General features: G+C 62.7%; 28 protein-coding genes. 20 read left to right on the top strand and 8 right to left on the bottom strand.

The window, feature by feature from the left end; genetic code table 11:
• Positions 1-35 precede the first annotated feature (35 nt).
• Positions 36-2,132 carry a prolyl oligopeptidase family serine peptidase gene (locus CA833_RS21750; RefSeq protein ID WP_207081169.1) on the top strand — a complete coding sequence of 699 codons (2,097 nt, stop codon included), beginning with the start codon at positions 36-38 and terminating at the stop codon, positions 2,130-2,132.
• Here the strand turns inward: CA833_RS21750 and CA833_RS21745 are convergent, their stop codons facing one another.
• From CA833_RS21745 to CA833_RS21715, 7 genes are all read right to left on the bottom strand, one after another.
• On the bottom strand, positions 2,133-3,755 hold the full coding sequence (locus CA833_RS21745) for an asparagine synthetase B family protein (protein WP_207081168.1): 1,623 nt from the start codon (positions 3,753-3,755) through the stop codon (positions 2,133-2,135).
• Between the two features lie 107 nt (positions 3,756-3,862).
• On the bottom strand, positions 3,863-4,183 hold the full coding sequence (locus CA833_RS27325) for a lasso peptide biosynthesis B2 protein (RefSeq protein WP_370584620.1): 321 nt from the start codon (positions 4,181-4,183) through the stop codon (positions 3,863-3,865).
• 370 nt (positions 4,184-4,553) lie between these two features.
• Positions 4,554-4,739, bottom strand: coding sequence for a hypothetical protein (locus CA833_RS21735; RefSeq protein WP_207081166.1), 186 nt, complete (start codon positions 4,737-4,739; stop codon positions 4,554-4,556).
• Positions 4,740-4,797: 58 nt separating this feature from the next.
• Positions 4,798-4,932, bottom strand: coding sequence for a benenodin family lasso peptide (locus CA833_RS21730; protein ID WP_207081165.1), 135 nt, complete (start codon positions 4,930-4,932; stop codon positions 4,798-4,800).
• Between the two features lie 172 nt (positions 4,933-5,104).
• A complete protein-coding gene (locus CA833_RS21725; protein WP_207081164.1) occupies positions 5,105-5,692 on the bottom strand; it encodes a GntR family transcriptional regulator in 588 nt (195 codons plus the stop codon).
• Complete coding sequence (locus tag CA833_RS21720) at positions 5,689-6,099, bottom strand: transcriptional regulator (RefSeq protein ID WP_242526599.1); 411 nt, start codon at positions 6,097-6,099, stop codon at positions 5,689-5,691. The genes CA833_RS21725 and CA833_RS21720 overlap by 4 nt, the downstream gene beginning before the upstream one ends.
• A 133-nt stretch (positions 6,100-6,232) precedes the next feature.
• Complete coding sequence (locus CA833_RS21715; protein ID WP_207081163.1) at positions 6,233-6,829, bottom strand: hypothetical protein; 597 nt, start codon at positions 6,827-6,829, stop codon at positions 6,233-6,235.
• Between the two features lie 100 nt (positions 6,830-6,929).
• On the opposite strand from CA833_RS21715, the gene CA833_RS21710 reads away from it, so the two are divergent.
• From CA833_RS21710 to CA833_RS21620, 19 genes are all read left to right on the top strand, one after another.
• A complete protein-coding gene (locus tag CA833_RS21710) occupies positions 6,930-7,280 on the top strand; it encodes a hypothetical protein (RefSeq protein WP_207081162.1) in 351 nt (116 codons plus the stop codon).
• Positions 7,264-8,049, top strand: a complete 786-nt coding sequence (locus CA833_RS21705) for a DsbC family protein (RefSeq protein WP_207081161.1) — start codon at positions 7,264-7,266, stop codon at positions 8,047-8,049. The genes CA833_RS21710 and CA833_RS21705 overlap by 17 nt, the downstream gene beginning before the upstream one ends.
• Positions 8,050-8,227: 178 nt before the next feature.
• On the top strand, positions 8,228-8,545 hold the full coding sequence (locus CA833_RS21700; protein WP_207081160.1) for a hypothetical protein: 318 nt from the start codon (positions 8,228-8,230) through the stop codon (positions 8,543-8,545).
• Between the two features lie 132 nt (positions 8,546-8,677).
• Complete coding sequence (locus CA833_RS21695; protein ID WP_207081159.1) at positions 8,678-8,944, top strand: type IV conjugative transfer system protein TraL; 267 nt, start codon at positions 8,678-8,680, stop codon at positions 8,942-8,944.
• Between the two features lie 42 nt (positions 8,945-8,986).
• Positions 8,987-9,586: a TraE/TraK family type IV conjugative transfer system protein gene (locus CA833_RS21690; RefSeq protein ID WP_207081263.1), complete on the top strand. Its 600-nt coding sequence runs from the start codon at positions 8,987-8,989 to the stop codon at positions 9,584-9,586.
• Entirely contained in the window at positions 9,570-10,367 is a 798-nt protein-coding gene (locus CA833_RS21685) for a type-F conjugative transfer system secretin TraK (RefSeq protein WP_207081158.1), read from the top strand. Before CA833_RS21690 ends, CA833_RS21685 begins: the two co-directional genes overlap by 17 nt.
• Positions 10,364-11,722 carry a TraB/VirB10 family protein gene (locus CA833_RS21680; protein WP_207081157.1) on the top strand — a complete coding sequence of 453 codons (1,359 nt, stop codon included), beginning with the start codon at positions 10,364-10,366 and terminating at the stop codon, positions 11,720-11,722. Before CA833_RS21685 ends, CA833_RS21680 begins: the two co-directional genes overlap by 4 nt.
• A gap of 47 nt (positions 11,723-11,769) precedes the next feature.
• Positions 11,770-12,393 carry a TraV family lipoprotein gene (locus CA833_RS21675; protein WP_242526597.1) on the top strand — a complete coding sequence of 208 codons (624 nt, stop codon included), beginning with the start codon at positions 11,770-11,772 and terminating at the stop codon, positions 12,391-12,393.
• A complete protein-coding gene (locus CA833_RS21670; RefSeq protein ID WP_207081155.1) occupies positions 12,390-14,885 on the top strand; it encodes a TraC family protein in 2,496 nt (831 codons plus the stop codon). The genes CA833_RS21675 and CA833_RS21670 overlap by 4 nt, the downstream gene beginning before the upstream one ends.
• Positions 14,882-15,211 carry a hypothetical protein gene (locus CA833_RS21665; RefSeq protein ID WP_207081154.1) on the top strand — a complete coding sequence of 110 codons (330 nt, stop codon included), beginning with the start codon at positions 14,882-14,884 and terminating at the stop codon, positions 15,209-15,211. Before CA833_RS21670 ends, CA833_RS21665 begins: the two co-directional genes overlap by 4 nt.
• On the top strand, positions 15,208-15,438 hold the full coding sequence (locus CA833_RS21660; RefSeq protein WP_207081153.1) for a hypothetical protein: 231 nt from the start codon (positions 15,208-15,210) through the stop codon (positions 15,436-15,438). Before CA833_RS21665 ends, CA833_RS21660 begins: the two co-directional genes overlap by 4 nt.
• Positions 15,439-15,529: 91 nt before the next feature.
• Positions 15,530-16,126, top strand: coding sequence for a conjugal transfer protein TraW (locus tag CA833_RS21655; RefSeq protein WP_207081262.1), 597 nt, complete (start codon positions 15,530-15,532; stop codon positions 16,124-16,126).
• Positions 16,127-16,152: 26 nt separating this feature from the next.
• A complete protein-coding gene (locus CA833_RS21650) occupies positions 16,153-17,148 on the top strand; it encodes a TraU family protein (protein ID WP_207081261.1) in 996 nt (331 codons plus the stop codon).
• Positions 17,149-17,351: 203 nt separating this feature from the next.
• Positions 17,352-19,283: a hypothetical protein gene (locus CA833_RS21645; RefSeq protein ID WP_370584614.1), complete on the top strand. Its 1,932-nt coding sequence runs from the start codon at positions 17,352-17,354 to the stop codon at positions 19,281-19,283.
• A 77-nt stretch (positions 19,284-19,360) separates the two neighbouring features.
• Complete coding sequence (gene traN / locus CA833_RS21640) at positions 19,361-20,395, top strand: conjugal transfer protein TraN (protein WP_242526614.1); 1,035 nt, start codon at positions 19,361-19,363, stop codon at positions 20,393-20,395.
• 40 nt (positions 20,396-20,435) lie between these two features.
• Positions 20,436-21,251, top strand: a complete 816-nt coding sequence (locus CA833_RS21635) for a type-F conjugative transfer system pilin assembly protein TrbC (RefSeq protein ID WP_242526596.1) — start codon at positions 20,436-20,438, stop codon at positions 21,249-21,251.
• A complete protein-coding gene (locus tag CA833_RS21630; protein WP_242526595.1) occupies positions 21,184-21,837 on the top strand; it encodes a S26 family signal peptidase in 654 nt (217 codons plus the stop codon). Before CA833_RS21635 ends, CA833_RS21630 begins: the two co-directional genes overlap by 68 nt.
• 32 nt (positions 21,838-21,869) lie before the next feature.
• Positions 21,870-22,730: a conjugal transfer protein TraF gene (locus CA833_RS21625; RefSeq protein ID WP_207081151.1), complete on the top strand. Its 861-nt coding sequence runs from the start codon at positions 21,870-21,872 to the stop codon at positions 22,728-22,730.
• A gap of 77 nt (positions 22,731-22,807) precedes the next feature.
• The gene (locus tag CA833_RS21620; RefSeq protein WP_370584613.1) at positions 22,808-23,311 is read left to right on the top strand and encodes a hypothetical protein; all 504 of its coding nucleotides are present in this window, start codon (positions 22,808-22,810) and stop codon (positions 23,309-23,311) included.
• Between the two features lie 26 nt (positions 23,312-23,337).
• On the opposite strand, the gene CA833_RS21615 is transcribed toward CA833_RS21620, so the two are convergent.
• The gene (locus CA833_RS21615) at positions 23,338-24,555 is read right to left on the bottom strand and encodes an ATP-binding protein (protein WP_242526594.1); all 1,218 of its coding nucleotides are present in this window, start codon (positions 24,553-24,555) and stop codon (positions 23,338-23,340) included.
• Between the last annotated feature and the right edge of the window lie 64 nt (positions 24,556-24,619).

The following is a 24,619-nucleotide window of genomic DNA, read 5'->3' as shown; positions in this document are numbered from 1 at the left end:
CATAATACTCACTCTGCTGGCGGAGGCGATCCTACATGCCCAGACACATCGGCCATTTGCTCGCGGCGGCGGCATGCCTCGCTACTCATCCCTGCAATCTCGCGGCCAAGGAACGGCCGCGCGATCCAACCCTGGAGGATATCGTCAATGTCCGTTCGATCGATGGCCTGATGTTGTCCCCCGACGGCAAGTCGGTCGCCTACCGGGTAACGACGCCATCGCTTCGCGACAATGAAACGAGCGTGCAATGGTTCGCGGTGCCTGTCGATGGAACACGGCCACCCGTTCCACTTGGCCGATCGCAGGTTCCGATCTGGATGGCACTCTACGATATGGTCGATCTGCCCCAGGCCCGGTGGCTCGACGACCATACGATAGCGGCACTTGGGATGTATGACGATACTCGCCAAGTTCATCGGCTTGGTCCTGGCGATCTCGACGAACCGCTGACGCAAGACCCCGCCGATGTCGTCTCGTTCACCGTCAAAGGTCCGCGCCTCGCCTACACGACGCGTTCGGACCGTTCCGCGATTGTTTCCGATCAGAACCGGGAGCAGCGCCGCGGCATTCGTCTTGATCGTACTGTTAACACGGACGGATTGCGGCTGACGGATAACTTCCGGATCGGGAGTCGCCTCACCACGATCCGCAGACAGGATGAGGCATTTGCCGTCGAAGCTTACGCGGGGCCATTTCGAGACCGCGAAGTCACCCTCCCCAGCGCGCCAATCGCCAGCGAGCACCGGGCCGCCTTTCTCGACGGCGCGAGCCTGAAGACAGGCGTCAACGTGCTGAAAGGGGACCACGGAACACTTGCGGTGAATGTCGGCCCTGGCGGAGAAGATGGCGATGCCTTTCGAAAGTTCACGATTGCGTTTACCGACGCCAGTGGAAATTCCAGGCCCTGCAATGCCGAGTTTTGCAGCGGACTGACCGCTTCGCTCAAAGGGCTCGCCTTTGCGCCTGGCACCGGCGAACTCGTCGCTTTCACCGAACAGGATTTTTCCGACCGCACGAGCATTAACGGCTGGAATCCAGCTACCGGCGCCTTCAGGGTCATTCGTCCTGCCGATGGCTCCTTGAACGGCGGCGCCGCTTACGGCGGCAGTCCCTGTGCCTTCGGCAAAAGCTTTGCGATCTGCGTGAAAGCGGGACCGACAACGCCCGCCAGCCTGGTCCGGGTCGATCTTGCCGGCGGAACGATACGACCGCTGGCAGCGCCGAATGCGGCGTTCTCCGAGCGCAACTGGGGCGAATTCCGGTTTCTGGACTGGACCGACGCAGATGGCCGAAAGAACCACGGCGTACTGTTGCTCCCAAAGGAACATGGCACCAAGATGCCGCTCGTCCTAACGACATATCGCTGCCGGGGCTTTCTTAGAGGCGGCACGGCATCTCATGTCGCCGAACATCTGCTGATTCAGCGCGGTATTGCCGCGCTTTGCGTCAGCGGAAACAACGGCAGTCTTACCGAGCGCGATGCCGAAGGGAAGCGTCCCCCCCTCGGGCCCCATCTGGCGCAGATAGCGAGTTACCGGGCAATCATTGACAAGCTTGCTGCGGAAGGCCTCATCGATCGGCGCCGCGTCGGAATTTCCGGTCACAGTTTCACCAGCATGGTTGCAACTTACGCGATCAGCCATACTGATCTGTTTGCTGTCGCTGAAACCGTTGGCAACACGATCGATCCGGGCCCCTATTTCGTCAGTTCACCGATGCCGGAATCGTTTCGCAGCTACCTTTATCCGGCGATGGGACTCCCCCTTCCCGACAACGACCCAAACGGGGAGATCGCAAAAGCGTCGCCCGCTCTGAACGCTCGGAACGTCACGGCACCGCTCCTCATGCAGCCGCCAGAAAGCGAATACATCTGCGCGTTGCAACTCTATTCCGCGATCGCGGCGCGCAAGGGAGCGGTTGACCTTTACGTCTATCCCATGGAAGCGCACATGGGGAGCCGCGAGCCTCAGCACATCTATTGGCGCAATCGCAGGGCGCTCGACTGGTTTGCATTCTGGCTGACAGGCAAGGAATACCCGGATCCGGCCTATCCGGATCAGTACTCTCATTGGCGCAATATGCGCGCCACCAGAGAAGAGACTCTGCACCAAAGCCACAGGACGGCAGGCTGATCAACCTCTCCAGCTCTGCAACCAGGCCTCGACGTCAACCAATGCCATCATGCGAGCATAAGTTGCCGGTACGGGGTCATCGGGGCAGTCAAGGCATGCATTGACTGCCCCGGTATCCACGAAGCCATGTTCTGCCAGGATGCCGTAATTCAGCATCTCCTTGATTGATGCGCTGTTCGCCCGCATGAGCGCCAGCACGAATGTCGACGGCGTTCCTTTGGACGTGCGGTTGACGATGGCTTGCGGCAACAAGTCCGCGAACGCATCCCGCGCCACCGCACGATTGCGCCCACCAGCGCACCAGAACCAGGTGGGGATCCGCAGACAAAGTTCCTGGACCGGTTGGGCAACGAGCGGCGAGACTATGGGATGGATGCGCCCGTGCGAAAACCCTTCCAGATGATTCTGAATTCCCATCATCCATGCGACATGAGCCGATTTACCCGGCAATGTACCGTCCGGCCGGGCGGCAAGCCAGGGATGCTCGAAGGCAACGTGCGTACGGCTGTACTCCGATAGGAACTTTCCTGTTAATGGCCAGCGATAATGCAGCGGCTTGCGCCTCGCGCGGGCGAGACCACGTTTCAGAGCATCCCACCACGTCGTATCGCCCATGACAGCAAGATCACGTGCCGTATGCAACAGCCCTATCCGCAGGCCCTCGGTCATCCAGCGATCCGCCAGCATCGATACCGAGTTGAGGGCGCAAAACACGTTGTCTCCTCCTGCTCCGTTGAAGAAGACATCTGCCGCAACGTCTGTTGCAAGCTCGGCATGGCGGCGGTTGCCCCATTGGGCAAATGAGCGCGCAACAGGTCTCGGGAGGCCCGCCGCTTCGGAATGGGCAATGTCCACGCAGTCAACCTCCTCGACGGCTTCCGTGAGGCCGAACCCGAGGCCGCTTGAAAGTATGCGCGCATAGTGGCGCTCGTCGCCCCCCGGAGCGGTGGTAGCCAGTGTCAGTGCAGAAATCTTCACCCCGGAGTTTAGCAGTGCCGCTGCCACGACACTGGAATCGAGGCCCCCGGAAATGCCGATCACGGCATGCTCGTATCCGTTCGCGAGGGCAGCTACCGTCGAGAGAACACAATCGCGCAGTTGATCAACGGCCGATCGATAGTCGTTGATTTGCGCATCTCGGTGCGTGAACGCCCAAGGGGACCAAACCGGCTTTACTGAAAATTGACCGTGCCCCGCCACAAGCACCTCTCCTGCCAGGAGCTCGCTCACACCCGCAATGCACGTTCTTCGGGTACGGAGGCTATCGCAGTGAAGATGCGTCGCGACTGCGGTCCAGTCGATGGACTTGACCGACCGTTCGGCCGTAAGAAGCGATACATCCGACGCCACGATCAGTTCCGAACCCGTCGCGGCGTAGTATGCCGGAAGCAGGCTGGAAGCGTCGCGGGTTACCCGCACGGGGTCACCATCCGGTGGGATCTCGACGGCGAGAAACATCCCCCAGAATTCACGCACAACCTGTTCGCTGAATTGGGCGCCGACCTTGCCGCCCATCAATCGTGCAGGCTGGCCATCCCGGCCGATCGCCCTGCCTACGATCGTTCTGCCGAGCGGATCCAGCGGGGAGGTTGAAGCCGCTTTTCCCACGCAGAGTTCGGCCATTGGACTTCTCGCAACGGTTTCAAGGCCCAAGTTATCCGTCTCATCTGGCGATCGCACATCAAGCCCTGCCGCGGAGCGGGCGATGCGAAGGCGGAAGGTCGGACGCATCACAGGACAAGTATCGGCTTGAAATCGAGCACATGGTCGAGCCTGTCATTGAGGACCCGATCTTCGAACTGGGTCCAGCAATGCGCCCGGAAAGGCTCAAGTGTGATGCCAAAGATGACATTGCACCGGCAGCCCGAGCGTTTCATTTCGAAGGCCATGGCAAACGAGAGCGGAAGGCACCTGTCGGTCGGGTCAAGCAACAGACGCATGGATTGGAAGGCTGCCACTATCGCAGTTCGGCGCAATGCTTGATCGCTGCCAGAGCCAACGAACGGCGTCGAGCGATAGCGCGCTACGAGGGCAGCAAGTCCAGACCTCATCAATATCCGATGCGTTCGCCAATATGCCAAGACGGCGCGCAAGGTAATCGCATTTATGCCCGCGCTGCCGGCCCGCATCGACGATATTGCCGGCAGAACGGCGTCGCAGGCGCGAGGCGGCGAACCGCCCTTCTCGACCAGACTTCTGGACAGAAGCAGATCGATATCGCCGCCATCAGCCTCTCCGGTTTCTGCGGAGAATCTCCTGAAAGAATGTTCGCAGTCTCCGGCAAGGACAAAGTACCGATCGCGGAGCAAATCAAGGAAGGCGATCTTGGTTCCCACGTTGCAAAACGACAGACCACTTGCAAGACCATACTGCATCCCGCTCTCCGAAATTGAAGGTCGATACGATCGCCTGTTCTGGTCTTTATTCATCGCTGAGACCGCTTGGGGCGAATGAACCTTGTAATTCGACATCAACAGGAAGGGGGGCGCCCTTTGTATCCGCAGATACGCGGCCAAGAACGATTATCTGCGCATTGGGTGCGTTGCCGGTGAGCATGGCGAGATCCTCCTGCGGCATGTCGGCGGTCGGCAAAAGCTCAACCGGCAATGGGATTCGTTGCTGTCAGGACGCTGGCGCGCGAGACAATCGCGCGCCAGTGCCTTGGTCATTCGTCGTTGAGGCCTTCGGTGCCGAATGCCCCCTGGATGTCGACGGCAACCGGGAGCGGCGGTCCCTTCGTGTCGACCGATGCAGTGCCGAGTTCGAGAAGATCGGCGTCATGTTCGTCATTGCGATGCATACGTACTCTCCTTCACTGTATACCGCCAACATCAGCGGCAAATGAATACCTACATCGAAGCAAAACGATTCGCTTAGCACATATTTTCGGTCAATTTGTCTCGATATTACTGACCGCGTGAACTGACCAACATTCACAATGATGAGGAATTCGTCCCGGAGTCCGAACGGCATCATCTTATCCATGAATGATCCAGAGGAAAATCCGCGTTGCCGGCAGCCCAATGCTTCAGCAACTTGGCGAAAGTCACACGAGAGCGATCCGAACCTCTTGCTTCAGCGATCCGAGGATACAATAGGCGGTCGTTGATGCTGTCGAGAATCGCAACCGCCTCTGGATTGCCGGTTGCCTCCGCGAGCGCCAGGAAGACTTGCGCGGCTGCATTCGCGGTACCGGACACCGCGTCCGGATGCGCACTCTCAAGCGCCCGCGAAGCGATTTCTTCAAGGATTCCCGGCACCAGGGCCGAAATTATTCCCCGCATTATCAAGATATTTAGACCGGTAAGGTAGCCCAGCTGCTCGTCGGACAATACAGCAACCATGAAACCACCATCCGGATGCCGTTCGAACAACCGTTCGCCCAGCAGCCGGTTCGCCGCCTCGCGTAGCGGAGTCTTGCTTGCCCGATGTCGATCGGCAAGAACCTGCAAGTCCAGTCGAACACCCGGTTCGAGCAGTCCCGCCCTATATTCTGCCTTGAGAGATCTGTACACGCGATCGTGGGTTTGTGGATCCATCGCAGACATCATCATTTTCATCTCGTAGGTTCGTGCCCGGATTGCCAAATCGGCGTCAGAGCTCTGGTCAGGTGGTCGAGATTTCGCTGCGCGATAATTTCTATGCATGATCGCTCAAGTTCCGTGAGATCCCCGGTCGCAAGTTGCCGCGGAAAAGACATCCTTTGCCCGGCGAACAACAGCGGGATCAGGATGTGCCCGGTCGAAAGACCGAGCCGGTATGTGCACATGAGGTGATCGTCGAGCCGGGCTTTTGGATTGCCCCCCTCGATCTCGCGGAGCCACCGCACGCCCGTACCGAGATCCCGGGCGAGTTCAGCCTGAGTGATGTGTTTTCGCTTCCGTGCCTGTTCGATCTGCCGCCCAGATTGTACCTTCACGTAATCGAGCGGACTCTCGGCAACGGCAGCCGCATTCGAAAGCGACATATCCGCGTCTCCTTAAAAGGGAGAAACTGCCTGCCAAGGCCAATGCAATTGCGATTAGCTAAGGTGTGCATACCACCACTGTCAAATGGAACCTCAGACAACTTGTCTACATTGCGGCCATATTTTCAGCATATTAAAGACCTTTTTGGGCCATGGCATGCTGTACTCGTCGATATGCCGTAAAGACCTTAGGCGTGGTAGCGGACTCGAGTTGAACCAGGGCCGCAATATACAAGTTGCCGAGTGTCGGGGCGCATGTCTGTGGATATGCTGCTCGGTACTTGCTCAGGATATGGCTCGCGCGATCGCCCAGACGGTGCGGCGCCCCCAAATGATGCTCCTCATCGCCAGCGAGTACTTCACTCTCTACCCGGCCCAGACAATCGGCAACGAGATCGATTGGACAACCGTCAAGGTGTTCCACTGCAACATGCAGAGTGGTCCCCCAGGAAATAAGCGCACGGGTCTCCTTGATCAGTAAGCAGTGAGACGCAATCAGCACGTCGAGGCCGGCCGGAGATAGCCGCAGTTTAAACGTTCTTGTCGCCCTGCCCATGATCAACTCCTGGATGAAATGAGCCGGCGCATTTTCGTCGATTCGGCCACTCAAAGACAAACCCGGAACGTCGTAAAACCGGCACTGAAGTGCCCATTTTGTCGATTTCTTATCTGCGCCGGCCAATTTCCTGCGTTCGAAAGCGTAAAACGGGCTCTGGCCGCTTTGTTTCACCGTTTCGGCTAAACAATGCCCTCGTACTTGTGGCCTGAACCGCGCCGTGGTGATGTCACCTCAGACGGAACCCGCAGCTTGGGCCTCTGCGCCGGCTGCTGTGATCCCCGAACCAACCGTGCTCATCAGCCTGCGCGATCTTTCGCGCTGCAAGGAGACATACCTGATGACATTTTCTCTCCTGTGTGCCGCGGCTGCGATCGGCGCCGCGCCCGTGCAGACGCCTGTTACGGCGCAAGCAGCCCCGTTCAATGCCGCGCTAGCCGTACCAACGCTCAAGATCATCGAAGCGGACGGCGTTTATTCAATCCGAGCGGATTTGCCAGGTGTGGTGATTGGAACAGCGGACGACAAGGCGCCGGCGCTGCCGATCCGCGTCGGAAATGCTGTCCGGCTTGATGCCTCCCTCTTCGGAATTGAAAAGGAGGCGAGCCATGCGTCGGATCACTAAGCTCGCAATTGGCGGTGCGCTTCTCTCGCTCGGTGCAAGCACAAGCGCGTCTGCGGGAGATACCGGCAAGAGCAAGGCCGTATCAACCCTACAAACCGCCGCTGCGGAAGCCGAAAAACGGCTGCATCAGACCTTCACGAACCTTGCGTTCGAGGAGTTCGGGCCTGCCCCTGTTCACGGCACGCTTTACCAGGCTCTTGCTGGAGGCAAAGTGATCTACTTCGCCCCGGAGAGCGAGCACCTGATCTTCGGAGCTGTCTATGATCGCAACGGCGCGAACCTGACGGCACTCGCCCAGGACGCCGCAGCGAGAAAGCGAATGCATGCGATCGATCCGGCTGACGCCCTGCTTATCGGCCCCGACGGTGCTCCGAAAGTCATCGAGTTCACCGATCCCGATTGCCCATACTGTCAAGCGCTCGAACGCTTCTGGATATCGCGGATAGCAGAAGGACAGCCCGTTCAGCGGCAGGTCTACTTCGTGAGCGGCATCCATCCGGATGCTGCCGCCAAGGCCGAGCACATCCTGTGCTCACCCGATCCGGAAAGGGAGTTCAAGGCGATTTACGCCGGTGCCCGCCCTGCTCCGCTACGAAAGTGCAAGGCCGGCGCCGAGCGTGTCGCACGCGAGACAGAGGCGATCCGCAAGATGGGAATCTCCGGCACGCCGACACTGATCGTGGATGGCAAGCTGGTTTCGGGCTTCCAGCAAGGTGAGCTCCAGGCGTTTCTGGACACGGCCTACGCCAAGCCGGCGAAGGATCCCTGAGCCTTCCTTTCTGATCTGGCGGACCCTCCGGCACAGCACACGCAGAGCCGAGGGACCGGGAATGCCGGTGGCTGCGCCTCTCCTGGAGCTGTCCAGCATAGCCGCCGGCCGGACACGACACCCATCGCTGCCGGCAAGGCATCACAAAGCGGATGGCTCCGACCATAGGAGACCTGAGATGAAGAAGCTTGTCCTGGGAAAGGGCCACCGCGCCGCAGGCGCTGCAGCACTTGTCCTCTTTGCCGCCATTGTCGGCGTGGGCGCAGCCCATGCTTTCTCGGCGCCGGCCGCCGGCGACCTCGGCTACGATATCTACGACATCGTCGTGAACCAGGGCGTCAAGGGCCCGCTCGGCTTTGTCGGCGGTGTCGCTGCGTTCCTGTTCGGCGTTTCGCGCCTGTTCTCGAACATCATGATCGGCATCCCGACAATCGTCGCCGCCGTCTGCCTCATCAAGGCGGATTCCATCCTCCAGACTTTCGGGATGGTCATCTGACAAGCAAGCCGCCCGGCACGAGAGGCCGGTCGGCGCGGCCCCTTCACGCGAAAATCAATTCCGGAACGTGAGGCAACCCCGCCTCGCGGAAACCACGCCGGCAACAGCGTGGTGAAGCAAGGGAGAAGAGCGTTGGACGAACGTCTGCCCCAGTACCTGCACCGCCCGGTCCAGATCCTCTGGTTCGACAGTCAGGAGTTCATCGTCGTCATGGCCACGATCTTCGTAGCGGTCGTTGTCGGCGGGATCATCGGGTGGCTGCTCGTCGGCGCTCTTCTCTTCTTCCTTCCGTGGAAGCGATCGAAGCCGCGCGGCTTCATTTCGCATCTCGCCTGGCGCTGGGGGCTGGCGCGGCTGCGCCGGTACCCCGGCCCGACCCAGACCCGCTTCTTCGAGTAGCGCGCCATGGTCTTTCCTTTCAGCCGCGCAGCCGATCCGGAAATGATCGGCGACATGCGCCCGAGCTGGCACCTGCACCGCTATCTGCAGGGCTCGGCCAACCTTTTCGAGGAGAACCGGCTGCTCAAGGTCTGCGTGCTTGGCCTGTTCGGCATCACTTCGGTGCTGGGCGGCGTGATCTACACGACGAGCCAGAACCAGCGCACGGTGATCGTTCCGTTTGGCGCCGGCGGCGACCTCTATGTGACCGGCAACAGGCCTTCGGCCGCATACCTGAAGACGATGACCTTCAATATCGTAGCGCTGGCCGGAACCTATTCCGCCTACTCCGCCGACCGGCAATTCCAGGAACTGCTGAGCCTCGTTCACCCCAGCACCTACAACGCCGTTCGCGATAGCCTGAGCAAGCTCCTGGGCGAACTCTCGACCAACCCCACGCTGTCGATCGCCACCTACATACGCTCGGATCAACCCGTCACCTGGACCTCCAGCGAGATCGTAGTGCCGGTCGAAAAGGTCCGCGTGATCGGCGGCGTCATCCGCAAATTCCGCGGGAATCTGCGCATTCGCTACGCGATCGAGAACGGCCGCTTCTGGCTCGTCGCCCTTCAGGAGGAGAACTTCGATGCCGATGTCCGATAGAGCGGCACGCCTCGCCGCGCTGCTTGCCGCAGCTTCTTCAAGTGCAACAGCCACCGCGCAGACCATTTCGGCGTTCCCCGAACAGACCAGTCATATCCGACTCTCGAACCACGATGTGAACCATCTGGTCTGCGCCGGCGGCGAGATCGAGGACGTACGCTATTCGGCGGAAAAAGGTCTCGCCGTGGAGCGCGGAGGAAGCGACGCCTGGATCAAGTTCCTCGTCCTCGAAACCGAGGACATGGGCCTCAAGACCCGCACTTACGTGACGGCGCCCTCCGAGTTCTTCGTCACCTGTAACGGCGCAGTCTATCCGCTTTATGCCGAACCCTCGGACATTCCGGCCCAGACAGTGAATCTCCTGCCGGGGCAAGTGCAGCGGGCGCGAACCAACGATGCCCTGCTTGCGCCGCTTGTCGAGGAGGAGCGGGCAGTAGGTATCACCCTTGCCGTGCTGCAGGACCGGGTCCCCGCCTCGTTTTCAGAAGTCGCCCCGGCCCGCGAGGCCATCTCGCTGGCAGACGTGCCCGATATTTCGATCACCGAGCGACGGCGCTTCGAAGTCGAGGGCGCTGGCCTCTCGATCAGCGAATACCGCGTGTCCCCGATCCGCACCCAGCGAGCCGTCACCGTGCCCTTTCCCCCCATCATTCTCGATGAACGGGCATTTCTCAGCACACAGTTCGGCGCCGACATCTTCGCCGTCACGCTCGACCGGCTGAATCTCGCCCCGGGCGATGCAGCACGCCTGGTCGTCGTTCGCAGGAGCCAGCAGCCATGATCCCGGGTGAAAAGGATCTCAAAGACTCCAGCCAGGCCCGCGATCCACGCGGTGCCCGTGAGACAACCCATCAGACGGCACATCATCCCTCGCACCAAGGTGGCGCGCTGGACCGCCTGGCGGCGCAAAGCAGAGACCGCTGGAACAGCCTCACCTCCGACCAGCGCCTGCGCGTCAAACAGGCGAGCGTCCTTTCCGGCATCGCGCTGCTTGGCGCCGGCCTCTATGCCGCGAGTTCCGGCAGCGACACCGCTCCGCAAAAGCCGCCCGAGGCCTCCAAACTCGACATGGGCGCCGGCCTTCGCGGCGACAGCCTCGAGGTCAAGCTTCGGGGCGACCTCCAGAAGATCCTCGACGGCCAGACGCTGCTTGGCGACAGGGTCTCGGCGATCGAAGAAGGCAAGGTCGTTCCGGGATCGCTTGCCAACGGCAAGACCGGAGGCGGCAATGCCGCAAGCGGCCACTTGGCCGGTAGCGGCGATGATCTCCCGCCGGCGATCCCGGTCGACATCCCCGACTATCCACCGGCTCCGCCCGAGGCCCAGGCGGAAATGGGCAAGATCCCCCCGCCGCCGGCTATCCCCGGCGGAGCGGCAAGTGCACCGCCGGCCCCGCCGAGCGAACGGCAGATCGGCGGGATCGGGACTGCCACGACGGCACTTGCCCCGGAAGGAGGCGCGGCCGGCGCGGCGCGCTCAAAAAAGCCCAACCGGACGATCTATTTGCCGCCTGGTTTCATGAAGGCGCGGCTGCTGACGGGGATCGATGCCCTGGCGAGCCGGGATGCGACGACCAACCCTGAACCGATCATCGCCCGCGTCCAGGCGCCGGCCGTGCTTCCCAACGAGGTCAAAACCAACCTCTCGGGCTGCTTTGTCATCGGCAATGCAACGGGAAGCCTGGCGAAGGAGCGCGTCGAAGTCCAACTCGTCTCGCTATCTTGTGTCGACTTCGACGAGCATGCCGTCGTCGATCAGCCCATCAAGGGTTTCTTCGTCGATGCCGACGGCAAGAAGGGCCTTTCGGGCCGGGTGGTGACGCGCGCCGGCGCCACGCTTGCCCGTTCCTTCATCGCCGGGACCATCGCGGGGATTTCGCAATCGGTCGAAAGCTCGTTCGGCAATCTCTCGACCTCAGCGCTTGGCAGCGTGCGCACGCTCGATGCCGGCGATGCGGTCAAGTCGGGCATTGCCGGCGGCCTCTCGAAATCATCGGACAAGCTCACCGATTTCTATCTCGACCTCGCCCGGCAGGCAGGCCCTGTCGTCGAGGTCGGTGCTGCCAAGGACGTCGTGGTGGTCATCCAGGAAGGCCTCGCCCTCGAGATCAAACCTTCGACCGGACCGAAACTGTGATGCGGCCCTTCCCCCTCCTCTCCCCCTCGCAGACAGGAGCCAATGCCATGGTCCTTGTTACGACCTTGCCCGTCCGGTGCACCTCTCGCCTCATCACCGTCACACTCGCCGTCGCCCTATTGCCCGGCTGCGCGGCCGTGGGCTCGATGATGTCGCCCTACCCCGAGAAATTCTCCTGCAAGAACGACGATCACGGGCAATGCATCCACCCGGAGCGGGCATACGAGGATGCGGTCGCCGGCACGGCCTCCAAATCGGACCCCGCCGTCAGCACGAGGCCGGCCGCCAAAGCGGCCTTCCAAATGCCCTCCCTCACGGCGACAAGATCGCGCGGCAATCAACCTGCAGCCTACGAGGGCTACCGCGACAGCGTCTACCGGGAGCTCAAAGGCCTCATCGATGAACCGGTAACGCCCATGCTGAAGCCGGCACGGACCGTCCGCACGCTGATCCTGCCCTATGCCGACCAGACCCGCCCTGACCGCCTCTATATGCCGCGCTATGTCTATTCGATCCTCGATCGCCCGTCCTGGGTCGTCGGCGGCACTCTGGTGCGCAGCCCCGGCAATGCCGAGCGCGCGCCGGTGTTGGAGCAGGTCAAGGACCTACCGGACGGCTTGGAACCGGCAAATGATCACGCCCCCAATACGGCGGGGGAGACGCACCCATGAGCGCGGCGGCATCTTCTGCCCTCACGTACTCCCGGCTGCGCAGCTCAGTGACGCGGGACAGTTTCTCTCAGTTCTTGCCGCTGCTCGCCTGGGACAAGGAAGGCGAGGCGTTCCTCTGCATTGACGACACCTGGGGGCACGCCTGGGAAATCGAGCCCGCGGCTTACATGTTCGCCCACGTCCAGGCCGCTCTGCAGGGACTGTTCAACATCCACTTTCCCGATGGGACAGTGCTCCAGCTTCATACTTTCGCCGACCCCCTGATCGACGATGCGCTCGACGCCTTTCTCGATCTGAAGCTCAGGGCCGATCCCCTGATCCAGGCCTCGGCCATGCGCACGCACGCCTATCTCAGCGCAGGGCGGCATGGCCTCAAAGCCCTGCACGGCATTCCGGTCCGCAATTTCCGCACGCTGCTCTCGATCAAGACCCGCCGGCCGCTCGGCGAAGACCTGCGCCGCCAGGTCGAGGAGCAGCTCTCGAAACTCGGCATTCGCCGGCTTGCGCCGGAAGAAACGGTGTCTTTCTACCGGCGCATCTTCAACGGCGTTGCCGCGGCAGCCCCCGGGGTCTTCGCCGACGGCAGCGAGGTCGGCGCGCCGCCGATCGCCCGCCAGATCATCGACGCCGGTCCCGATCTTGTGTTCGAAGGGCCCGAAGTATTCCTCGGCAATCAGGTCGCCCGGTGCCTGACGCCCAAGGCGCCTGCCCGGCGGATCACGGCAGAGCGCGCCAATCGCCTGATGGGTGGCATGCGCGGCGCTTCGGAAGACAGCGACCAGATCGGCGGCCCGTTCCTCTACACGCTCAATGTCCTGTTCGATCACTCGCAGTTCGAGATCCACAAGCGCGCGCAAATCCTCTCGGCCCAAAAGGCGGCAGGAAGCTTTGCGATCGAGGTCGGCAAGCAGATCGAGGAAATCGGCTGGATTCTCGACGAGGCCAGCAACTCGCGTTTCGTGCGGGTCATCCCGACGCTCTGGGTGTTCGGCCGCGACCGCGCCCAGGCACGAGAGCTGGCAGCGCGCGCCAAGCGTCTCTGGGAAAGCGAGCCGCTGCCCTTCGCGATGCAGGAGGAAAGCTACCTCAATCCGGCGATGCTGGTGATGAGCCTGCCCTTCGGGCTCTATCCCGACCGTACGACCCTGCGCCTCCTCGAACGCGATTTTCGCATGCCCGCGAAAGCTGCGGTGCTGATGGCGCCTGTCCAGACCGACTTTCGTGGCGGCGGCCGGCCGGCGCTGCTCTATACCGGACGCAAGGGCCAGCTCGTCACGCTCGATCTCTTCGACCCCAGGATCAACAACTACAACTTCGTGGTCTCAGCCGAGAGCGGGGCCGGCAAGAGCTTCCTCCTCAACAACCTGTGCCAGCAATACTACGCCTGCGGTGCGCTGATCCGGATCATCGATATCGGCGGAAGCTACCGCAAGCTCTGCACGCTGTGCTCGGGCCGCTACATCGACATCGGCGAAGAACGGCTGGTGCTCAATCCATTCGACATGGGTCTCGCGCTCGACGGCGACGACAAGCAGTCGGCGATCACCATGGCGGTCGCGATCGTTGCCGAAATGGCCAATGCCTCGACCCGCAAGGGTGTCACGACCTCGGAGTGGAACCTGCTCAAGTCCGCTGTCCAGTGGACGATCGACACCGGGCGAGCGGAGCGCGGGATCGACGCGGTGCGCGAGTGGCTCGGCACCTATCCCGAGCGTGTACGCAGCGACCTTGACAGCGTCTCGCATCTCGAACCCATAGCTCGCGAACTGGCCTTCAACTTGCGCGATTTCGGGTCGGACGGCGCCTATGGCCACTATTTCAACGGCGCCTCGACCCTCGACATTCGCTCGGACGAATTCGTCGTGCTCGAGCTCGAGCGCCTGAAGGCCATGCCGGACCTGTTCAACGTCATCGTCATGGTGGTGGTGAACGCGCTGACGCAGGAACTCTATCTTTCCGCGCGTGATCGGCCCCGCTTCGTGCTTTGCGACGAAGCCGCGCAGTTCATGACGCGCACGGATGGACAGGATCTCTCCCGCCTCGCCGAAGCGTTCGGACAGGGTTACCGGCGCGCGCGAAAGTACCGCGGCTCGTTCGGCATCGTCCTCCAGTCGATGAACGATCTTATGCTGTTCGGCGGGACCGGGCAGGTGATCCTCGAGAACGCGGCAACGCGCTTCCTGCTTCAGGGCTCGACCTACGACCGGGCCGTCGAAAACAAGATCCTCGACTATTCGGGTTTCGTTCTCGACCTCCTGAAATCGGTCCGCAATTCCAAGCCCAACTACTCGGAAGTCTTCATCGATTCCCCGCTGGGCCTCGGCATCGCGCGGTTAGTGGTCGATCCATTCTCCTACTGGATCAACACCTCGGCGCCCGAGGACGTAGCGGCATTCGATGCGCTGATCCGCCAGGGCCATTCCCCGATCGATGCCGTGTGCCTGCTGGCCGGCGTCGATCCGGCCGAAGTGCTCGGGGGAGCAAGGCCATGACCAGCAACACCGCGAGCCCTGCGAATGACGACGGGCTGCAGCTGAGCGACGATGCGATGATCGAGAAGATCGTCGAAGAGCGGATGGCTCTGCGCTTCGAGGCGGAAGCCTTCCACTGGCGGCTGCGCCTGGTTGCGGTCGAGACCTGCATGATGGGCATGCTGGTGATCGTCGCCGGCCTTATCCTGAAGCAGCCGGCAATGCTCGTGCTGCGCGCCGGGCTGCTGGTGGCTGGCTCTTGTTTCGCTACCGGCATCCTGCTGGCCAGCCTCTCGGCCGCCACAGGCAGGCTGCTGACCAGGATCAGGAAGGCACTTCGCAGATGAGCGGCCTACTTTCCTCCGCGCCTTCGGCAGCGGCAATCCGGCTCGTGATCGGCGGATACCTGCTGATGCTCATCCAGAGCGCGCTCCTGCTGCTCGCAGCGAGCCTCGATGCCCATGCCCTCATGCTGGTCTGGACACTGGCGCCGGTGGGTCTCGCCTGTCTCTTCGCGTCACTGATCGGCTGGCCCAATTGCGGAAGCCGGGAAGGGACACGCCATGTCCGCTGACCGGCAAAAGCGAACGGCGCCGCGCAACGCGATGCTCGCCCATATGCTCGCGCGTATCGCCGCACTCGCCTGCTGCATCGTCCCGCAGGCGATGACAGAGGCAGCGTCACCAACGGGGGCCCCGACGCCATCGAGCAAGATCGGGCGTACCTGGCCGATCATCGAACCCGATGCCCTGGCCGAAATCGAGGCGAAGACAGCAACGCTTCCTGCCGACATGAGCAAGGCCTTCGGCCCGCGTCAAAATTGGAGCGCACTCAAGGCCGCAGAGTTGCCGTCTGCAACCAGTAACCGGGTGCGCAGCGTGGTTCCCTTCTACACGCTCGATTTCGACATCACGCTGCCGGACGGCAAGACCCTCTACCCTAAGGGCTTCACATTCAACCCGCTCACGTATGTGAACCTGCCCCAGCGCCTGGTGGTCGTCCATCCCGGCGAGCTTGACTGGGCGCTCAGAACCGCACGGCCGACCGACTTCATTCTGCTGGCCGCACAAAACGGAATGAACGGCGATGCCATCGGCCTCTCGGAGAAGTCAGGAAGGGCGATCTTCATTCTGGAAGAGCGGGTGAAGGAGCGTCTCGGCCTCACATCGGCGCCGGTCATCGTCGCCCAGGCCGGCACCCGCCTCGTGCTCACCGAATACGGCCCGGAAAGCCTGCAAACATCGAAGGAGACACGTCCGTGAAGCCTTCCCGCCCCCACCTGCCAGCACTGCTTGCTGCCACCGCTCTCGGACTACTGAGCGCGTCAATACTTCCCGGCACGGCAAATGCCTCCAAGTGCGAAGCCGGCACGGTCTTCAACCCGATCACCAAAGTACGCTGGACCTGCATCTTTCCGATCACCATCGGCGGCGTGCGGGTCGGCAGCTACGACAAGCTCGACAAGGCGCTCGACGCCCAGTCGACCTCCAAGCCGCTTTGCGCCTGCCGCAAGGGCCTCGAGGTCACACTCGGGATCAAGGTTTCGTACTGGTCACCCAACCGGATGGTCGATGTCGTGACTGAACCGGGCTGCATGATGGCGCTCGGCGCCGACATCATGCCGACCGGCGGCAAGCTCCAGGGCAGCCAGACCTCGATCGCCGACGGCACGCAGACGCGCAAGATGTTCGCGCAGATGCACTATTACATCTCGCCGGTCTGGGCGATGCTCGACATGTTCACCGACCTGGCGTGCATCGAAAACGACGGTTTCGATGTCGCATTGATGACCGAGGTCCTGCCCACATGGCAGTCGGCAACGCTCGGCGCGATCATCCAGCCCGAGGCGGTGCTGTTCGGCAATCCGGCGGCGGGCCTTGCCTGCATGGCCGACAGCGCCGCAGCCGCGGCCGGCAAGGTCATCGATCCGCTGTTCTGGTGCATGGGTTCGTGGGGCGCGACCTATCCGATCGCCGGCGACATCCATTTCGACGACAGCGTCGAGGCGTGGGCCGGGCTTGCTGCGCGGGGAACCTTCATGATGGGCCGCCTCGGTGCGCTGACGGTGAGTTCCGCCGACGGCTGCTCGTTCATCCCGCAGCCGATCTGGACCAAGTCGCGCTACAAGCTCCAGATCATGGAGCCAGTCAAGGGCGGCAAGTGCGTCAACATTGGCAGGCCCGGCGCGCTCTGGAGCTCTGCCAAGCACGCGCCGGGCAAGGACAACGCCCAGTTCATGCTCTTCGAAAAGGTGATCTGCTGCGCCGGGATCTCGGCGCTATGAACGGATCGCTTCCCCCACGTCCCGCACAGACCGGCCGCATGTTCCGGAGGTCTGTCCGCCAAGGCCCTTACGGCCCGCGGCCCCTGTGCGTGACCGGAGCCGTGCCGCTACGTCCCCTGGGCGGCACGGCTCCAACCTTGGCCAGTGCGGCCATCTCCCTCCATGGACGACATGAGCGCGCCCTCTCCGCCTCGCACGTCGCCATGGCCGCACTGGCCACTTTGCCTCTTATGCTGTTTCCGGCCCAAAGGGCAGACGGACAAACGTCGCAAAGCCAGGCGATGGAAGCTCGCGCCCGAGCGGCAGCAGCGGCCTCGCGGGCAAAGTCGAGCGACAGCGATGCGATCACAACCAACTATCTGACCCCGGGCCTTGCAGGGCAAACGATTACCACGGTCGACGGCAGTCGCTCGTTTACGCCCAACCTCGCCTGCCAGAAGACCGCCAGCCTGCTCGAAGTCATCGTGCAGCCGGATAGCGGCGGTGATCTCGCGTCGGTGAGCATTGCCCGTGACACTGATCTCGACGGCACCATCGATAGCCGCAGCAATCTGCCCGTGCCGGTTTCGGGAATATGCGCGAACGGCGTCATCAGCTGCGAAGCCGGAACCTGGAATGGCTGCAAGAGCTACAGCTGGAATTCTGCAGGCGGCTCCCTGTCACTAGCCCCGGCGGATCTGTCGGAACTTGCCGGATGCTACTGCATCAACGCCAGCTGCGGCGCAGGCCTCGCCTGGTCGAACATGAGCGGAGTCCTCAGGGATCTCGGCGGCGGCATGATCGGTGCCCTGACGAGCGCGGACCCGCGCTACGGGGTTGCGGAAGCAGTGATCGACGGCCCTTCGATCCGCTATGTCGGCGCGCAATCGACCGCCTGCACCTCGGATCAGGCCCTGCCCCAATCGGCCTACAAGGCCAATTCCGCTGCAATGGCCTCTGACGCCTTTATGGCCTCGAGCAGCAGCGCCGTTTTCCAGGCGCTCGTCAATTCGCAGATTGGAACCGGCACCTCGCTCCAGTATCGGCACTGCAACCTCGAGCGGACGGTCACGGTGGTATCTCCGAAGCCCGGTGAGATCATCAGCCGGAACGCCGGAGGCTATGCGACGGGCGAAGCGGGCAACTCGCTCGATTTTCTGATGGGGTCGCCGTCCGACAACAGCCTCGCCGGAGGAAGCTGCTCGCTCGTCGATTTTCGCATGACACTGCATGTCAGCGATCCCACCCGCATCGTTAATGCGCGCCTCACCCGCTGGTACGCCGACGACTGGGGACAGGTCCGCATCGACGGCCAAGTCGTCGCCTCGGGGCCGCAATCCTGGACCTCATCCGGCGTGCCGCCCGCGAAATGCGAGCAGAAGAAGACTTACACGCAAACGCCGAACCTCGACATCAAACCTTTCCTGTCGGCCGGTGATCATGAGGTCTGGCTCCGGGTCGCGGTTGCTGCCGGGGGCGAGGGTTTCGCGCAGATTCACGTCGACGTCGACAACAGCTGCAAGGCCACCGAGCAACTCGTGGACGGCTGCGCAAACATCGCCAGCGATACGGCCTGCCGCATCGACAGCGAAACGATCGACGGTGTGCAGACCTTCCTCAATGGCGCCGCAACCGGTCTGAAGCCTCTCACCCAGACCCGGCAGATGGGAGGAAGCGCCTGTCCGATCGAACTGACGCGCGACTTCTTCCTGAAGGATCGAACCTACCGCTGCAGCGGGACAGAGCTTGCGCAGCCCGATACGAGCCGCGGCGCCTATATTCTCGACCGCTCGACCGAAACGCTTCTTGCCGACCGGACCCTGAACGCGGATGGAAGCCATTCGGAAACCACCCGGCCCTTTGCCCTGCCCGATCGCGGCACGTTCGCGGCGTGCGAGCCCATCTGCAAGACGCGCAAGACCGCGGCCAATGACGGCGTCGCCGCTGACGGCCCCGTTGCCGAAAAGCAGAACGTGCCTGTCGGCACCGAGACGTTCTATCATGCCTGCGGCAGCGACAACCAATGCCCTGCTGGCCCTGGCGAGGAGATCGTTTCGGCCTGCGGCTGTCTCGACGATTTCCCCGAGGCCGTCGTCATGATGCAGAGCGTCCGTCTCGCCGGCGCCGACCTCGTGTGCACACAGGTCCAGCCATGAGAGCGGCCTCCGTACCGCAATCACTTGCAGGCAAACGCGCCCCGCTCGTGGCAATCCTTCTCCTGGCTGCTGCAGCTATGCACAGCCCCGCGATGGCCCAGCATATCTGCGCTGCCGACCTCGACGGCAATGGCGACGCCGCCGATGAAGGCGAGCAGGCAAGTTGCGCCGCGACGATCGACGGCCAGCAGCTTTGTCCCATCGAAGCGGTCGATTGCATTGCAGATAGCGCCGGGGCCTACAGCTGTCCCGCCGGCCCGCAGTATGCCTGTCATGCCCGAACGGCCGGGAGCACGCCCGCATGCTCGCCGCATGCCTGCATCGACCTTTCCGCCAATCCGATTGTCGAGGAGCCCGCGATCGACGATCCGGGAATAGAGGCCAATGGCGGGATCGATGCCGATGGCAACTGCATGGGCGAAGTCCAGATCTTTTCGGGGCGCGGCATGCGGTGCCGCCCGCCCGGGCTTTCGACAACCTTCGCCAATTGCTGCAAGGACAAGGGCAAGATCGTCAAGGACGGCATGGGCTCTTCTGTCGCGTCGGTCGGAACCAAGATCGCCGTGGCCAAAGGCGTCCTCACCGGCATGAAGGCCGCCTATACCGCCTTCAAGGCGGGCGCGACCGCGAGCCAGGCCGCCAGTGCCGGCGCCAACGCGCTGATCATCGGCATCGACCCGACCTCGATAGCCATCAGCCTCGCCGTCAATTTCATGATGGAATTCCTGCTTTCGGGCTGCGACGAGCAGGACATGGAGGCCGCTATGCTGCGGGCATCCGGGATGTGCCACGAGATCGGCACCTACTGCTCCTCGAGCCTGCTCGGCGTGTGCCTCCAGAAAGCGCGCGGGAGCTGCTGCTTCAACACCAAGCTCGGCCGCATCATCCAGGAACAGGGCCGCCCGCAGCTCAAGGCCTTCAACGATGATCCGTGGGGCACGGCCAAGAACCCGATGTGCCGCGGCTTCACGCCCGAAGAGTTTCAAGCGCTCGATTTCAGCAAGATGGACCTCTCCGAATACTATTCGGACATCGAGGCCCGCGCCCAATCCGAGATCCAGATCGATATGGAGGAACGCGTCGATGCCTATCTCAAGGCCGTTGGCCAGTAGGGCGATAATCGCAGGGCTTCTCGGCCTGGTGCCGGGCAGCGTGATCGCACAGCCTGCAAGACAGGCGATCGGCGATGAGGGCAGCGAGGCGATGGAGCGCCTCAGGAATGCTCTGCAGAACGCCAAGAACGAGGCGAGTAGTGCACCCGTTTCAATACGGCCGCCAGCACCAGCACCGGCCGAGAAACGCCGTGCCTTCGAAGGATTGAAGCGCCGCAGCGCCAATCCGGCAATGGAGGTGCGTGCCCGCGCGGCCAATGAGTTGGCACAGAAGGGACTTGCGGCAGAGCGCGAGCGCCAGGCAAGACTGCTGCGCCAGACACTCGGGCTCGAACCCTCCGAGGAGCAAGGCCTCGCCAAGGCCGGTGCGACACCGAGCACGCCGAAAAGCTGGACGCCCCTGCTGTTCGCCTCGTCCTCCATGCCGATGCCGGTGCTGCGCAGCTATGCCGCACAGCTCGAGCGCGTCCACGGTGTGATCGCCTTCCGCGGCCTGCCCGGCGGCATGAAAAAGATCGCGCCATTCGCAAAGCTCAGCGCTGAAATGCTCCGCATCGATCCAGGCTGCGAGGGGCCGGCCTGCGCCATGCGAGATGTCCAGATCGTGGTCGACCCCATCGTGTTTCGCCAATACGCCGTCTCGCGCGTGCCGGCGCTTGCCATGGTGCCGGGCGATCCGACCCAGCCCTACTGCGAACGCGGTGACGAGGCGGCCGCTACTCCCAACAAAGGTGCCCGTCCAAATACTCACGTCGTCTACGGCGACAGCGCGCTCGCAGGCCTGCTCGATGAATATGCCCGCCTCGGCGGCAAGGAGGAGGTGCGCGATGCACAGTCCCTGCTCACCGTCCGCTGATGCGCTCCGGCGCCAGTCAGCGCGTTTGCGAAATATCCTCGTCGCGCTGCCGCGCGCCGCCGCAGGCGCGCTCGCAGGCGACGAGAACGACAAAGCAACCTGCCGCCGTCTGTGCCTCGCGCTGCTGGTCGCCTGCCCGGCCGCGCTCGTCGCCGGCATAATCATGCCTCGCCTCGCGATCGTCATGTCGCCGTCGATCGAGGCCTGGGTGGTTACCGAAAGCCCCGGCAAGATTGCCCGCGGCGATTATGTCCGTTTCACGCTCAGGCATCCCATCGCCGGCCCGGCGCCCGTGCAAGTGACCAAGCATGCACTTTGCCTGCCAGGCGACCGGCTTGAGACCCGGGAACACCCGTCGCTGCTTTCGCGGACCGAGCTCGACGGCTGGTATTTCTGCAACGGCGAGCTTCTCGGTGTCAGCATGTCGAGAGCCCATAACGGCATGCGCCTCGATCACTTGCATTGGAGCGGGATCGTGCCGCCGGGCATGGTCTATGTGGGATCGCGCCATCCGCGCGGGTTCGACAGCCGCTACTTCGGCCTCGTGCCGATCACCAAGCTCACGCGCATGGAGCGAGTGCTGTGACACGGGCTCGTTCTCTCGCGGCTGCCGTCAGCTTGATCGCAACCGCCGGCAGCGCGTCCGCAGCCCAGACCGGCGGGCAGACTGCCGAGCATCCTGCCGATTTGCGCCGAGGCTACTGGTGGTACCGGGTCCCGCAAGTGGAGGCCAGGGATGAGCCGAGCGAACTGGCGAAGCCGAGCATTCCGCCAATGGCCGAGCTTGCCAGGTGGACACCGCCAAAGATCCGCAAATTGATCGAAGACCAACGCGACTATGCCGCTACGGTCCTCACGGTCGAGGCGGTAACCGATTTCTGGCGACTTGAGGACTTCGCCCGGCGCAAGGCGCGTGCCTTTGCCGGGATCACGCAGATCGCCATGTTGCAGAACCCGGAACTGAACTCGAAATCGGCCAACCCGATGGTCGGCGATGCGAGAGCCCAGCTCTCTGCGGAAAAGGACACCATACGAACCCGCTATCTGCGTGCCCGTGCCAATGAGTTTGCGCTTGTCATGTTCTCAAGAGCCGCCTGCGGTTATTGCCGGGTGCAGTGGCCGATCGTTCAGCGCTTCCAGGACGAGACGGGGTGGCAGGTGACGCGGATCGACCTCGATGAGCGCCCGGAAATGGGGGCGCGGTTCGGGGTTGACGTCACCCCCACCACGATGCTGATCCGGCGCGGCAGCGCGCAGCGCATGATCGTTGCGACCGGCGTCGAGGCTTATCCGAACCTTGCCCAGATGGCCTATCAGGCGGTGCGGCTGCTGCGCGGGGATATCCGCCCCGAGCAATTCATGACCGGGCCCGGCGAAGATGCCGGCTTCTTCGATGCTCTCGCCAACGGTCCCGTCTCGGCCGCCGATCCAGGTGCAGCCCCACTTGCGACAACGATCGGCGCTGGGGACTTGCCATGAGCCGGAAATCGGGCCTCGCAGCAAACGCATGTGCAGCGGGATTGCTTCTCCATGTCCCTGCCCACGCAGCACCCACCGTGATCGACGCCCGCAGCGCCGCAATTCATCCGGTTGCGAACCAGGTATCGATGCAGGCCTGGCTCGCACGCGTGCCGCTCACGAAAGACTTTCCCGCAGACTTTACCCAGACGCTCGCCGGTCACGGGCCTGCATTCGTCATCGAGATGTCCACGGCGCCCGGCTGCATCCCCTGCGGCGACCTCTGGTCCAAACTCACCGTGCTCGGCCGCCGCTATGGCTGGCAAGTGCGGACCATCGGGCCCGACGAGGCCGCCGTCATGTCCGGCAGGATGGGGCTGCCCTGGGTCGGCTATCCCGTCGCTTGGGTCCGACCCCGTGCCGATCCAGGCCGCATCGTTCCGATCGCAGTCGGCACGGATCACCCGGTCAACATCGCGCGCAATCTCTATCTTTCCGCCAAGATGCTGACCGGTGTCAGGCCCGCCGTCGCGGTGCGCGCGATGGCGAAATTCACCGGCATCGTCGGCCTCCCCTCCCGCTCCAGCGGCACAAGACGATGACGACACTCAAGCCAAGCGTCCCAAGATCATTCCTGCGCGGCAAGCAGCTTCGCTGCATCCCACAATGGCAGGACTTCGATGCCATGAGCCGTGGGATAGGCCTCCGAGCCTGGATAGACGATGATCTTGCGAGCCGGGGCGAGGTCTTCAGCGGCATGGTGGAAACCGCGCTCGACTTTGGGAGCGAGACTGCGCTTGAATTCGATCGCCCAGAGTTCGCCGCCGGGCAGAGTGAGAAGAAGGTCGATCTCCGCTCCGGCCGCGCTGCGATAGAAGTTTGCAGCAGTGCCTTCCGGCGCCGCCATGATCAGGCTCTCGAGTGCAAAACCTTCCCAGCTTGCACCTGCTACTGGATGGCCGAGCAACTCTTCGGATGTCCCGATACCGAGAAGAGCGTGCACCAGACCGCTGTCGCGCACGTAAATGCGCGGCGACTTCACAAGACGCTTCGAGGCGTTGCTGTGCCAGGGCTCGAGCCGCCGAACCAGCAGCAGATCCACGAGCAGATCGAGATAGCTGGCAACCGTTTTGGAATCGACACCGAGACTTCTGGCAAATTCGGAAGCATTGAGCAGGCTCGACTGGTGGTGTGCGAGCATCGTCCAGAATCTGCGCAGCGTCTCGGCTGGAACGCGCGGGCCAAACAGCGGAATATCCCGCTCCAGATAGGTGCGGATAAAATCTCTGCGCCAACGCATACTGAGGCGGTCATTGGCGCTCAAAAAACTGTCCGGGAATCCCCCGCGCAGCCAGAGCTTGTCTGCATCTTGCCTCGCCACCTCGGAAATGCCGAGCGGGCCCATTTCGAGATAGCTGATGCGCCCTGCCAGGGTTTCGCCCGATTGCGCGAGAAGATCGATGGACGCCGAGCCCAGAAGGAGGAACCGGCCGGCTCTCAGCCCCTTGCGCCGTCCCTCATCGATGATGCCGCGCAGTGGCTGGAATATCTCCGGAAGCCGGTGCACCTCGTCGAGTATGACGAGCTTGTCCTCGTGCTGGGCGAGATAGAGCTCGGGCTCAGCAAGCTTCGCCCGGTCGGTCTCGGACTCGAGGTCCAGATAAAGCGCGCCGCGATCATCGCCAATGCTGCGGGCCAATGTCGTCTTGCCGACCTGTCGGGGCCCAAGCAGCGCGACGGCTGGCGCGAAATCGAGCCTTTCGATCAGTTCGGAGGCAATCTGACGCTCTATCATCCTCGCATTTTCGGAAATCAGTTCCGAATTTGCAAGGATAAACTGCCTCACGCCGCAAACCGATCGGCACACCGCACTCTATCTCAGACGAGGCCCTCTATGCCAAGGCAGTGCT

Source organism: Novosphingobium sp. KA1, from assembly GCF_017309955.1.
In the GTDB taxonomy this organism is placed as follows: Bacteria; Pseudomonadota; Alphaproteobacteria; order Sphingomonadales; family Sphingomonadaceae; genus Novosphingobium.
This window is presented reverse-complemented; position numbering and strand designations above follow the sequence as displayed.